We start from the raw sequence: 12,362 nt of genomic DNA, 5'->3' as shown, positions 1-12,362 counted from the left end.
CTATGAATAATAAAGTTGAAAATATCGGTAATCAATATACATCGAAAGAGAACCAAAAAAAACAACGACAACGTAAAATGATGCGTGTTGTACGTCGAAGAATCGCATTGTTTGGTGGTATCATGCTTGCGATTATCATTTTATTATGCATTATGCTTGTCTTCCAAAAACACAGCAACGAAAAAGATGCAGTGGAGCGAAAACATAAAGAAGAGCAGTTTCAAAAACAACAAGACGAAGAAATCGCATTGAAAGAAAAACTAAATAATTTGAATGATAAAGATTATATCGAAAAAGTGGCACGAGATGATTATTATTTAAGTAATAAAGGTGAAGTGATTTTCAGATTGCCAAATGATAATAAATCCTCTAAGGCTAAATCTTCAGATGAGAATAATTAATTAAAGAGAAATAAAATAATTGCATTATAGCATTGTGAAATTGCTTCAACAGGAATATAATAAAGTTAAAATCGAATGAAATCGGGAGGATTTATTTAGAATATGTCAATCGAAGTAGGAAATAAGCTTAAAGGTAAAGTCACTGGTATTAAAAAATTCGGTGCATTCGTTGAGTTACCTGAAGGAAAAAGTGGCTTAGTCCATATTAGTGAAGTGGCTGACAACTATGTTGAAAATGTGGAAGATCATTTATCTTTAGGTGATGAAGTAGAGGTTAAAGTACTTTCAATCGCGGATGATGGCAAAATTAGCCTTTCAATCAAAAAGGCGAAAGACCGTCCACAACGTAAACCACAGCACAATAATAAATCACATCAAAGTAAACCAGCTCCAAAAGGCGAAGACTTTGAAAAGAAATTAAGTAACTTCTTAAAAGATAGTGAAGATAAATTAACTTCTATTAAACGTCAAACTGAATCTAGACGTGGTGGTAAAGGTTCAAGACGTTAATTTCATAAACCAAGTCTGTTGCAATAACTTAACATAGCTTTTGTATTGCTAATTACTTTGAATAACAGACAACCTAAGACTGTTTCTTGATGAAGGAGCAGTCTATTTTTATTGTAACAATGTATTGATGATAGGTTATTTAAATGCTTGGAGGTGAGAGGTAAGATGGAACTTAATGCTACAGGGTGGTCGGAACAGGATCATATTGTTTTAGCGGTATCAACAGGTATAGATAGTATGTGTTTACTGCATCTTTTATTAAATGAATATCAACATACATATAGCAAATTGACATGTATTCATATCAATCACGGGTTAAGACAAGCATCCATAGAAGAAGAGGCATTTTTTAAAACATATTGTGAAGAACATGGAATCGAGTATTATATCAAACGACTAGATTTATCTGAAACGGTTGAAGCGGGGAACAGTATTCAAAACATATCTCGCCAATACAGATACGAGTGGTTTGATTATATTATGAAACAACTTGGGGCCAGTGTGCTACTAACTGCACACCATCGAGATGATCAAATTGAAACCATCTTTTATAGATTATTTACAGGTAGATTCACACGTAGCCATTTAGGCATTGCTTATACTTCTCAACGCGTCAGTTATCAACTTGTTCGTCCGATGCTAGACATCTCAAAAGCTACAATCAAATCTTATCAAAATCAATATAACGTTCCATTTTTTGAAGATGTATCTAATCATAACAATGTATACGTCAGAAATGATATAAGAAATCGTATCATACCAGCAGTAATGGATAATCAACAACTAGACGTAGCACATTTATTAAAATTAAAATCATGGCATGATCAAGAATTAGCTACACTTAGAAAATCGGCGCATCACTTTATCAAAGAAGTAGTACGAGTCTCAGAGAATCTAGATAAAATAGTGATTCCAAGAGACCAATTTAATCGATTAACAGATAACGTGAAGGTACATGTACTTGATCAATTATTTGAAAAGATAGCATTGTCTAAAGCGATATCTGATAAAATGTATCAATCATGGTTTAATCAAATTTCAAATCAAAAATCACAATTCATAATTGATATAACAGATAAATGGATAATTCAAATTGCATATGATACATTAATAATAATGGCTAATACAGAAATGAGCGACGTGAATTCAACACAAGTCATCGAAGTACCTCATACATATCGTTTTGGTGATTATGAGATTGAAATACAACCTGACTTTCCATTCAATCAGTTCCCATTAACAATAAGACAACGTCAAAATGGCGATCGTTTTTTATTAAATGGTTATACTGGCAAACATAAAAAAGTAAGTCGATTGTTAATTGATAAAAAAATCGATGCTATTGAACGAAATCGTTTACCAGTTGTTATCAATGCAGAAGGTAAAATAATTGCTGTAGGTCAATTGTTTATGAATAAAGACTATAAACATTATATAAATATTAGAAATATTGGAGATGAATAACAAATGCACGAGGATATAAAAAGTATCGTATTAAGTGAAGAAGAGATTCAAGCGATTTGTAAGGATTTAGGACAACAGTTAACTAAAGATTACCAAGGTAAACCACTTGTTTGTGTTGGTATCTTAAAAGGGTCGGTTATGTTTATGGCTGACTTAATTAAGCGCATTGATACACACTTATCAATCGATTTTATGGATGTTTCGAGTTACCACGGTGGTACCGAATCTACTGGGGAAGTTCAAATTATTAAAGATTTAGGTTCATCAATTGAAAATAAAGATGTACTCATCATAGAAGACATTTTAGAAACTGGTACTACATTAAAATCTATCACTGAACTATTAGAATCTCGTAAAGTCAACTCATTAGAAATTGTTACTTTATTAGACAAACCAAATCGTAGAAAAGCTGATATTGAAGCTAAATACGTTGGTAAAAAAATTCCGGATGAGTTCGTAGTCGGATATGGATTAGATTATGGTGAGCATTACAGAAACTTACCTTATATTGGCACGTTAAAACCGGAAGTGTATTCATAAGATAAATCGAATTTAATCGATACATTGGACGCGATGTATTTTGCTATGATTCAACATCAATGTAGTGTAGACTCGATTTAAATCGTAAAAATATAATTGAATGAGATATTTTGCAGTCACGATATTAAGAAAAATAAAAATCTCTATAGTGGAAATTGACTAAAATTGTTAAACCAATACTAAAGTTGAAATAGTAGCCTGCTAAAGATGTATTGTGTTACAATTTTTGTTAGTTTTATTATTGGAAGTAGGAGGAAATGTCACATGCAGAAAGCGTTTCGCAATGTGCTAGTTATCGCAATTATAGGCGTTATCATATTTGGCCTGTTTTCTTTCTTAAATGGTAATGGAAATATGCCAAAACAGCTTACATATACGCAATTTGTTAATAAATTGGATAAAGGCGATTTAAAATCATTAGAAATCCAACCTGAGCAAAATGTATACATGGTAAGTGGTAAAACAAAAAATGGTGAAGATTATTCATCAACAATATTATTTAATAATGAAAAAGATTTGCAAAAAATCACTGATACAGCTAAGAAACAAGATGGATTGAAATTTACAGTTAAAGAAGAAGAAGAACAAAGTGTATTTGTTAGTATCTTAACAACATTAATTCCTGTTTTAATCATTGCTTTATTATTTATTTTCTTCCTTAGCCAAGCCCAAGGTGGAGGCGGCGGTGGTCGTATGATGAACTTTGGTAAATCCAAAGCTAAAATGTACGATAGTAGTAAACGCCGTGTTCGTTTCTCAGATGTTGCAGGCGCAGATGAAGAGAAACAAGAACTTGTTGAAATAGTAGATTTCTTAAAAGATAACAAGAAATTCAAGCAAATGGGATCTAGAATTCCGAAAGGTGTTTTACTTGTAGGTCCTCCAGGTACTGGTAAAACATTACTTGCACGTGCAGTTGCAGGTGAAGCTGGTGCACCATTCTTCTCAATTAGTGGTTCAGACTTTGTTGAGATGTTTGTTGGTGTTGGTGCTAGCCGTGTACGTGATTTATTTGAAAATGCTAAGAAAAATGCTCCATGTATTATTTTCATAGATGAAATTGACGCAGTAGGTCGTCAACGTGGTGCTGGTGTCGGTGGTGGACACGACGAACGTGAACAAACATTGAACCAATTGTTAGTTGAAATGGATGGCTTTGGCGAGAATGAAGGTATCATTATGATTGCTGCAACAAACCGTCCTGATATTTTAGACCCAGCGTTATTACGTCCAGGTCGTTTCGATAGACAAATTCAAGTAGGTCGTCCAGATGTTAAAGGTCGTGAAGCCATTTTACATGTTCATGCTAAAAACAAACCGCTTGATGAAACAGTTGATTTAAAAGCTATTTCTCAAAGAACACCGGGATTCTCAGGTGCTGATTTAGAAAACTTATTAAACGAAGCATCGTTAATCGCAGCTCGTGAAGGTAAGAACAAAATTGATATGCGTGATATTGAGGAAGCAACTGACCGAGTTATTGCTGGTCCTGCTAAAAAATCACGTGTTATCTCTGATAAAGAGCGAAATATTGTTGCCCACCATGAAGCAGGTCATACGATTATCGGTATGGTGCTTGATGAAGCAGAAGTTGTACACAAAGTAACAATTGTTCCACGTGGACAAGCAGGTGGTTACGCAATGATGCTACCTAAACAAGACCGTTTCTTAATGACTGAACCAGAATTATTAGACAAAATTTGTGGTTTATTAGGTGGTCGAGTTTCAGAAGATATTAACTTTGGTGAAGTATCAACTGGTGCTTCTAACGACTTTGAAAGAGCGACTCAAATCGCACGTTCTATGGTTACTGAATACGGTATGAGTAAAAAACTTGGACCATTACAATTCTCTAGTAGCGGTGGCGGCCAAGTATTCTTAGGTAAAGACATGCAAGGTGAACCTAATTATTCAGGTCAAATCGCTTACGAAATTGATAAAGAAGTACAACGTATAGTTAAAGAGCAATATGAGCGTTGTAAAGAAATCTTATTAGAGCATCAAGATCAATTGAAACTGATTGCTAAAACTTTACTTACAGAAGAAACATTGGTTGCTGAACAAATTCAATCATTATTCCATGAAGGTAAATTGCCAGAGGTTGATTACGATTCAGCAGAAGTTGTTAAAGAAACAAATTCTGAATTTGATGAAGGTAAATATGGCAAATCATACGAAGATGTTCGTAAAGAGCAATCGTTAGATCATAAAGGTGACGACAATCATCACGAAGATGAGTCAGAAGATGAACCAACTGGTCATGAACAATCACCAAATATAGACAAACCATATAATCCTAACGATCCAAATCACAGAGAGTAAAGTAGCACATAGTTTAATCTCCCTACTATCACCCATATAGTAGGGAGATATTTTTGTATAAATATGTGAAGTATATTTTTATAAATACTTTTTAAATAAACAAATAGCCAAAATGATCTTGAAACAAATCATTTCATGAAAATAAACAACAGATGTATAATAGTTATTCGAAAATGATATTGATTAAAAGAAACGAAGCATCGTAAAGATATATAAAGGAGTAATATAATAATGACACATGACTATATTGTTAAAGCACTAGCGTTTGACGGTGAAATTAGAGCATATGCAACATTAACAACAGAATCAGTACAGGAAGCTCAAACAAGACACTATACGTGGCCAACTGCTTCAGCCGCAATGGGAAGAACGATGACTGCTACCGTAATGATGGGAGCAATGCTTAAAGGAGATCAAAAATTAACTGTAACAGTCGATGGTCGTGGTCCTATTGGCAGAATTATCGCAGATGCAGATGCAAAAGGTAATGTACGTGCCTATGTAGATCATCCACAAACACATTTCCCATTAAATGAACAAGGTAAATTAGATGTTAGAAGAGCTGTAGGGACAGAGGGTTCGATTCAAGTAGTTAAGGATGTAGGAATGAAAGATTATTTTTCTGGTTCAAGTCCAATAGTATCAGGGGAACTAGGAGAAGATTTTACGTACTATTATGCAACAAGTGAACAAACGCCATCTTCTGTTGGTTTAGGTGTACTTGTTAACCCAGATAATACGATTAAAGCAGCGGGCGGATTCATTATTCAAGTGATGCCTGGTGCCAAAGAAGAAACAATCAGTAAATTAGAAGAAGCAATTAATCAAATGACACCAGTATCTAAGCTAATTGAGCAAGGATTGACACCTGAAGGAATTTTAAATGAAATTCTAGGAGAAGAGCATGTCCAAATTTTAGAAACATCACCTGCACAATTTGAATGTAATTGTAGCCATGAAAAATTCTTGAATGCTATTAAAGGTTTAGGCGAAGCAGAAATTACAGATATGATTCAAGAAGATCATGGTGCAGAAGCAGTTTGTCATTTCTGTGGTAATAAATACAATTATAGTGAAACAGAGCTTAATCAATTATTAGAATCCATGGCATAAAATCAACAGAAGTTTATAATAAATTAAAATAGGGAATTTATTAAACGTATGTCGATAAATGTGCATTAGATTTTGTAGGATACATTTGTTTTTTTAGAAAATTCTGATAGAATATAAATATCCGATAAAAAGACTAAGTTTTATTAATTCTATCTATAAGGAGTGTTTGGAATGGCACAAAAACCAGTAGAAAACATTACGCAAATTATTGGTAACACACCAGTAGTTAAATTGAGAAACGTTGTTGATGAAGATGCGGCAGATATTTACGTTAAATTAGAATATCAAAATCCAGGTGGTTCAGTTAAAGACCGTATAGCTTTAGCTATGATTGAAAAAGCTGAAAAAGAAGGAAAAATCAAACCTGGAGATACTATTGTGGAGCCGACAAGTGGTAACACAGGTATTGGTTTAGCATTTGTATGTGCAGCTAAAGGTTACAAGGCAGTGTTCACAATGCCTGAAACAATGAGTCAAGAGCGTCGTAACTTATTAAAAGCATATGGTGCAGAACTAGTATTAACACCTGGCTCAGAAGCAATGAAAGGTGCAATTAAAAAAGCTAAAGAACTTAAAGAAGAGCATGGTTACTTTGAACCACAACAATTCGAAAACCCAGCGAACCCTGAAGTTCATGAACTTACAACTGGTCCAGAATTAGTTGAACAATTTGAAGGTAAAACAATCGACGCTTTCTTAGCTGGCGTAGGTACTGGAGGTACGTTATCTGGTGTAGGTAAAGTTTTAAGACAACAATACCCAGATATTGAAATAGTTGCTATCGAACCAGAAGCATCACCAGTGCTAAGTGGTGGAGAACCAGGACCACATAAATTACAAGGTTTAGGTGCTGGATTTGTTCCGGATACGTTAAATACTGACATTTACGATAGTATTATTAAAGTAGGCAATGAAACTGCTATGGAAATGGCACGACGTGTTGCAAAAGAAGAAGGTATTTTATCAGGTATTTCTTCTGGTGCAGCTATCCATACAGCTATTCAAAAAGCCAAAGAACTGGGTAAAGGTAAAACAGTAGTAACAGTATTACCAAGTAATGGTGAACGTTACTTATCTACACCTTTATACTCATTTGATGACTAATTATAGAAGCTACCAAAGCGAAGTCGGGATAAATCGACTTCGCTTTTTTATATTTGATGATATGTGTATTAGTATAGTCAATTCATTTTAACTGTTATTTAGAGTAAGTTATTTGATTTTTACCACTGAAATTATCTTGAAAGTAGTGATATCATAGTAAGTGATATGAAAATGCATGAAATATTTCAATATAGAAAAGGTGATTAAATGTCAAAAACTAAAATTATGGGCATACTTAATGTAACGCCAGATTCATTTTCAGATGGTGGGAAATATAATTCTGTTGAAAAAGCAGTTTCGAGAGCAAAAGAAATGGTGGATGAAGGTGTTGATATAGTGGATGTAGGTGGTGTTTCAACACGACCTGGATATCAAGAAGTTACCCTAGAAGAAGAGTTGAATAGAGTTGTGCCAGTTGTTGAAGCATTGATAGAGCTTAATGTACAAATATCAATTGATACATATAGAAGTGAAGTAGCAGAAGCTTGTTTGAAGTTAGGTGCTACAATGATTAATGACCAATGGGCGGGTTTGTACGATCCTAAAATATTGAATGTTGTTGCTCAATATGATGCGGAAATTGTTCTAATGCACAATGGGGATGGTGAAAGAGATAAGCCTGTTGTAGATGAAATGCTTGTTACCCTATTAGCACAAGCTAATAAAGCAGAAATGGCAGGTATCCCACAGTCTAAAATTTGGCTAGATCCTGGTATAGGGTTTGCTAAAACTAGAGATGAAGAAAACGAAGTGATGGCTCGACTAGATGAGTTAGTCGCAACAGATTACCCGATTCTATTGGCTACTAGTCGTAAAAGATTTATTAAAGAAATGATAGGTGGAGATACAAAAGCTATTGAAAGGGATGAAGCTACTGCAGCGACAACTGCTTATGGTATAATGAAGGGCGTTCAAGCTGTGAGAGTACATAATGTTAAACTTAATTCACGTATTGCACAAGGCATGGATTTTCTAAAGGAGAATGAAAATGAACGACATCATATTTCTTAATGGAATGCGATTTTATGGTTATCACGGTGCATTGCCAGCAGAAAATGAAATAGGTCAAATATTCATTGTAGATATTACTTTGAAAGTAGATTTACATGATGCTGGTCAATCAGATGATGTAAGAGACACGGTACATTATGGAGAAGTCTTTGAGGATGTTAAAGAGATTGTTGAAGGTGCCCCCTCTAATTTGCTCGAACATCTAGCAGAACGTATTGCCAAACGTATAAATTCACACTATAATCGTGTAATGGAAACGAAAGTTAGGATAACTAAAGAAAATCCTCCGATACCCGGACATTACGATGGGGTAGGTATCGAAATAGTGAGGGAGCGTCATTAAATGGTTAAAGCGTATTTAGGCTTGGGAAGTAATATGGGTGATAGAGCACATCAGTTACAACAAGCTATCCAAATTATCGACCGATTTCAACATATTGATGTTACATCTGTATCTCCTATCTATGAAACAGAGCCAGTTGGTTACACTGATCAACCGCAGTTTCTTAACTTATGTATAGAAATAGAGACAACATTAAAACCTCAAGAATTATTAAAGCGATGTTTAGAAACAGAGCAAGCACTTCACCGTGTAAGGAAGATTCGATGGGGGCCTAGAACGCTAGATGTTGATATTTTACTGTATGGAAATGAAATCATTGAAGAAGATAATCTAATCATTCCTCATCCGAGAATGGTTGAACGCGCTTTTGTGCTTATTCCATTGAATGATATTGCATCGAAACATATTGAACCCCGTTCCCAAAGACTGATTGAAAATTTAGTAACAGCAGATAGTACTGTTAAAAGATATATGTCTTAATGAGTAACGAAGAGATTGATGATGTGAGACACTACATAGTGACTTAAATTATTTAATTCTAGTTGTTTTTTTAAATAGATTAAGGTTTAACAGTTAAAGGCAAAGAAGTAAATACTTTATTAGAACATTGCCGTTTAGTAAAATGAGATGGTGGGAAGATAGATGTTATGAAAAGATTTAACACGCTTCTTGGCATCGTTATATTTAGAGTGGACGATAGAGAGAATAAGAGTGTCTCTAAGAACAAGAGAAATGATTGATATACCTAAACATTTCTAACAAAATGTATAAAATAAATAATTGAAAAACAAGAAGCAAAAGGAGAGAAAGTTATGTCAGAAGAAATGAATGACCAAATGCAGGTGCGCCGCCAAAAACTACAAGAATTAAGAGATTTAGGAATTGATCCATTTGGTCAAAGATACGATCGTTCTGCTTCAGCAGCAGAATTAAAATCAGCTTGGGACGAATTCTCAAAAGAAGAATTACATGAAAAAGAAGAAGAAAGTCATGTTGCGATAGCAGGTCGTATTATGACTAAACGTGGAAAAGGTAAAGCAGGATTTGCACATGTTCAAGACTTATCAGGACAAATTCAAATTTATGTTAGAAAAGATCAAATTGGAGAAGAACAATTTGATTTATGGAAACATGCCGATTTAGGGGATATTGTCGGTGTTGAAGGTGTAATGTTTAAAACTAATACTGGTGAATTATCGGTTAAAGCGAAATCATTTACACTATTAACTAAAGCTTTAAGACCATTACCAGATAAATTCCACGGATTACAAGATATAGAACAACGTTATCGTCAACGTTATTTAGATTTAATTACAAATCAAGATAGTACACGAACATTTATTAATCGTAGTAAAATCATTCAAGAAATGCGTAATTATCTAAATCAAAAAGGTTTCTTAGAAGTAGAAACACCAATGATGCATCAAATCGCTGGAGGGGCTGCTGCTAGACCATTTGTGACACACCATAATGCATTAGACGCTACTTTGTATATGCGTATAGCTATCGAATTGCATTTAAAACGTTTAATCGTAGGCGGATTAGAAAAAGTATACGAAATTGGTCGCGTATTCCGTAATGAAGGCGTATCTACACGACATAACCCTGAATTTACAATGATTGAATTGTATGAAGCATATGCAGATTACCATGATATAATGGATTTAACAGAATCAATGGTTAGACATATTGCTCAAGAAGTACTTGGATCAGCTAAGGTTCAATATAATGGAACTGAGATTGATTTAGAATCATCATGGAAAAGATTACACATTGTTGATGCAGTTAAAGAAGCTACAGGTGTAGATTTCTATAATGTGAAATCTGATGAAGAAGCTAAAGCATTGGCAAAGGAACATGGAATTGAAATTACTGACAATATGAAATATGGTCATATTTTAAATGAATTCTTTGAGCAAAAAGTAGAAGAGACATTAATTCAACCAACATTCATATATGGTCATCCAATTGATATATCACCGTTAGCTAAGAAAAATCCGGAAGATCCTAGATTTACAGATAGATTTGAATTGTTTATCGTAGGAAGAGAACATGCTAATGCCTTTACTGAGCTTAATGACCCTATCGATCAAAAAGAACGTTTTGAAGCTCAATTAGTTGAAAAAGAGCAAGGTAATGATGAAGCACATGAAATGGATGAAGATTATATCGAAGCATTAGAATATGGTATGCCTCCTACAGGTGGTCTAGGAATCGGAATTGATAGATTAGTTATGTTATTAACTGATTCACCATCAATTAGAGACGTATTATTATTCCCTTATATGAGACAAAAATAATATATCTAAAAACACCAATCACAATTGTGATTGGTGTTTTTATGTAATCTAATTGTTGAAAAAGTGAGATGAAATTAATTTTTTTCTTAAATAAATGTTACTTTTGATAAGTAAAAGTAACTTATTTACTGATAGAAAGTAATAATACCTATAGTTTAGGAAAGTGATATGTGGTAGAATAGATCAAGTGGAAAAGACGTAGGAATTGAAATTCCGTCTTTCGAAAAAAATGAAAATAATCTGTTGACTTTCTTAAGTAAATGAAGTAATATGTAAAAGTCGTCAAAAACACGTAGTTTGGTTAACGAAATGTAAAATTAATTTTAACAAAGTGTAAAATTAACTATTGAAATGTTATTAACAAACGTGTATTATTAATAAAGTAAGTTAATTTGTCTGGTGGCAATAGCAAAGAGGTCACACCTGTTCCCATGCCGAACACAGAAGTTAAGCTCTTTAGCGCCGATGGTAGTCGGACTAACGTTCCGCTAGAGTAGGACGTTGCCAGGCAATAGATAACAGGAGAATTAGCTCAGCTGGGAGAGCATCTGCCTTACAAGCAGAGGGTCGGCGGTTCGAACCCGTCATTCTCCACCATTTAATAGCCGGCCTAGCTCAATTGGTAGAGCAACTGACTTGTAATCAGTAGGTTGGGGGTTCAAGTCCTCTGGCCGGCACCATCTTTTGAGCCATTAGCTCAGTTGGTAGAGCATCTGACTTTTAATCAGAGGGTCAGAGGTTCGAATCCTCTATGGCTCATTACGATTTTATTTATAATTTTAAGCGAAATAATGCAGAAGTAGTTCAGCGGTAGAATACGACCTTGCCAAGGTCGGGGTCGCGGGTTCGAATCCCGTCTTCTGCTCCATTATTTTGCCGGGGTGGCGGAACTGGCAGACGCACAGGACTTAAAATCCTGCGGTGAGAGATCACCGTACCGGTTCGATTCCGGTCCTCGGCACCATCTTTAATAAGCGCCCGTAGCTCAACTGGATAGAGCGTTTGACTACGGATCAAGAGGTTATGGGTTCGACTCCTATCGGGCGCGCCATTTTAAAGAATATAACTACATACGGGAAGTAGCTCAGCTTGGTAGAGCACTTGGTTTGGGACCAAGGGGTCGCAGGTTCGAATCCTGTCTTCCCGACTTCTTAAAAAAATGGGGGCTTAGCTCAGCTGGGAGAGCGCCTGCTTTGCACGCAGGAGGTCAGCGGTTCGATCCCGCTAGTCTCCACCATTATTTATTTCAACAAT

The 12,362-nt window shown here is 34.9% G+C and carries 11 protein-coding genes, 8 tRNA genes and 1 rRNA gene; all 20 read left to right on the top strand.

Translation table 11 applies throughout. The annotated features are described in order from the left end of the window. Window positions 1–2 precede the first annotated feature (2 nt). The 20 genes from divIC (at window position 3) to AC2D8K_RS10790 (ending at window position 12,345) form a co-directional block, all read left to right on the top strand. Window positions 3–401: a cell division protein DivIC gene (divIC, locus tag AC2D8K_RS10885; protein WP_002451741.1), complete on the top strand. Its 399-nt coding sequence runs from the start codon at window positions 3–5 to the stop codon at window positions 399–401. A 102-nt stretch (window positions 402–503) separates the two neighbouring features. Continuing rightward, entirely contained in the window at window positions 504–911 is a 408-nt protein-coding gene (locus AC2D8K_RS10880) for a S1 domain-containing RNA-binding protein (protein ID WP_002451742.1), read from the top strand. A gap of 165 nt (window positions 912–1,076) precedes the next feature. Continuing rightward, window positions 1,077–2,375, top strand: a complete 1,299-nt coding sequence (gene tilS / locus AC2D8K_RS10875; RefSeq protein WP_002451743.1) for a tRNA lysidine(34) synthetase TilS — start codon at window positions 1,077–1,079, stop codon at window positions 2,373–2,375. Between the two features lie 3 nt (window positions 2,376–2,378). Continuing rightward, window positions 2,379–2,915 (top strand): hypoxanthine phosphoribosyltransferase, encoded by a 537-nt coding sequence (gene hpt, locus AC2D8K_RS10870; RefSeq protein WP_002451744.1) that lies wholly within the window; start codon window positions 2,379–2,381, stop codon window positions 2,913–2,915. Between the two features lie 264 nt (window positions 2,916–3,179). Continuing rightward, entirely contained in the window at window positions 3,180–5,237 is a 2,058-nt protein-coding gene (gene ftsH, locus AC2D8K_RS10865) for an ATP-dependent zinc metalloprotease FtsH (protein ID WP_002451745.1), read from the top strand. Window positions 5,238–5,468: 231 nt separating this feature from the next. Beyond that, a complete protein-coding gene (gene hslO, locus AC2D8K_RS10860; RefSeq protein ID WP_002451746.1) occupies window positions 5,469–6,350 on the top strand; it encodes an Hsp33 family molecular chaperone HslO in 882 nt (293 codons plus the stop codon). A gap of 171 nt (window positions 6,351–6,521) precedes the next feature. Further along, window positions 6,522–7,454: a cysteine synthase A gene (gene cysK, locus AC2D8K_RS10855; RefSeq protein ID WP_002451747.1), complete on the top strand. Its 933-nt coding sequence runs from the start codon at window positions 6,522–6,524 to the stop codon at window positions 7,452–7,454. A 207-nt stretch (window positions 7,455–7,661) separates the two neighbouring features. Next, window positions 7,662–8,465, top strand: a complete 804-nt coding sequence (gene folP, locus AC2D8K_RS10850) for a dihydropteroate synthase (RefSeq protein WP_002451748.1) — start codon at window positions 7,662–7,664, stop codon at window positions 8,463–8,465. Beyond that, on the top strand, window positions 8,443–8,808 hold the full coding sequence (folB, locus tag AC2D8K_RS10845) for a dihydroneopterin aldolase (RefSeq protein ID WP_002451749.1): 366 nt from the start codon (window positions 8,443–8,445) through the stop codon (window positions 8,806–8,808). Before folP ends, folB begins: the two co-directional genes overlap by 23 nt. Further along, complete coding sequence (gene folK / locus AC2D8K_RS10840) at window positions 8,809–9,288, top strand: 2-amino-4-hydroxy-6-hydroxymethyldihydropteridine diphosphokinase (protein ID WP_075778442.1); 480 nt, start codon at window positions 8,809–8,811, stop codon at window positions 9,286–9,288. Between the two features lie 332 nt (window positions 9,289–9,620). Further along, window positions 9,621–11,108, top strand: a complete 1,488-nt coding sequence (gene lysS, locus AC2D8K_RS10835) for a lysine--tRNA ligase (RefSeq protein WP_107533001.1) — start codon at window positions 9,621–9,623, stop codon at window positions 11,106–11,108. 395 nt (window positions 11,109–11,503) lie between these two features. Beyond that, window positions 11,504–11,618 (top strand): 5S ribosomal RNA (gene rrf / locus AC2D8K_RS10830). Between the two features lie 11 nt (window positions 11,619–11,629). Further along, window positions 11,630–11,705, top strand: a tRNA-Val gene (locus tag AC2D8K_RS10825). Between the two features lie 7 nt (window positions 11,706–11,712). Next, window positions 11,713–11,788: transfer RNA gene (locus AC2D8K_RS10820), tRNA-Thr, on the top strand. 6 nt (window positions 11,789–11,794) lie between these two features. After that, window positions 11,795–11,867, top strand: a tRNA-Lys gene (locus AC2D8K_RS10815). 34 nt (window positions 11,868–11,901) lie between these two features. After that, window positions 11,902–11,976: transfer RNA gene (locus AC2D8K_RS10810), tRNA-Gly, on the top strand. 7 nt (window positions 11,977–11,983) lie between these two features. Continuing rightward, window positions 11,984–12,072, top strand: a tRNA-Leu gene (locus tag AC2D8K_RS10805). A gap of 10 nt (window positions 12,073–12,082) precedes the next feature. Further along, window positions 12,083–12,159, top strand: a tRNA-Arg gene (locus AC2D8K_RS10800). A gap of 22 nt (window positions 12,160–12,181) precedes the next feature. Beyond that, window positions 12,182–12,255, top strand: a tRNA-Pro gene (locus AC2D8K_RS10795). A gap of 14 nt (window positions 12,256–12,269) precedes the next feature. After that, window positions 12,270–12,345: transfer RNA gene (locus AC2D8K_RS10790), tRNA-Ala, on the top strand. The last annotated feature ends 17 nt before the right edge of the window (window positions 12,346–12,362 follow it).

The organism is Staphylococcus sp. 510 (assembly GCF_057219715.1).
Note: the sequence above shows the minus strand (reverse complement) of the source record. Positions and strands in the feature narration are given on the sequence as shown.

Bases quoted from the DNA above. Each gene is read 5' to 3' on its own strand.
- tilS (WP_002451743.1), top strand. From the start codon at position 1,077: ATGGAACTTAATGCTACAGGGTGGTCGGAACAGGATCATATTGTTTTA.
- hslO (WP_002451746.1), top strand. From the start codon at position 5,469: ATGACACATGACTATATTGTTAAAGCACTAGCGTTTGACGGTGAAATT.
- cysK (WP_002451747.1), top strand. From the start codon at position 6,522: ATGGCACAAAAACCAGTAGAAAACATTACGCAAATTATTGGTAACACA.
- folK (WP_075778442.1), top strand. From the start codon at position 8,809: ATGGTTAAAGCGTATTTAGGCTTGGGAAGTAATATGGGTGATAGAGCA.
- hpt (WP_002451744.1), top strand. From the start codon at position 2,379: ATGCACGAGGATATAAAAAGTATCGTATTAAGTGAAGAAGAGATTCAA.
- ftsH (WP_002451745.1), top strand. From the start codon at position 3,180: ATGCAGAAAGCGTTTCGCAATGTGCTAGTTATCGCAATTATAGGCGTT.
- divIC (WP_002451741.1), top strand. From the start codon at position 3: ATGAATAATAAAGTTGAAAATATCGGTAATCAATATACATCGAAAGAG.
- AC2D8K_RS10880 (WP_002451742.1), top strand. From the start codon at position 504: ATGTCAATCGAAGTAGGAAATAAGCTTAAAGGTAAAGTCACTGGTATT.
- folB (WP_002451749.1), top strand. From the start codon at position 8,443: ATGAACGACATCATATTTCTTAATGGAATGCGATTTTATGGTTATCAC.
- lysS (WP_107533001.1), top strand. From the start codon at position 9,621: ATGTCAGAAGAAATGAATGACCAAATGCAGGTGCGCCGCCAAAAACTA.
- folP (WP_002451748.1), top strand. From the start codon at position 7,662: ATGTCAAAAACTAAAATTATGGGCATACTTAATGTAACGCCAGATTCA.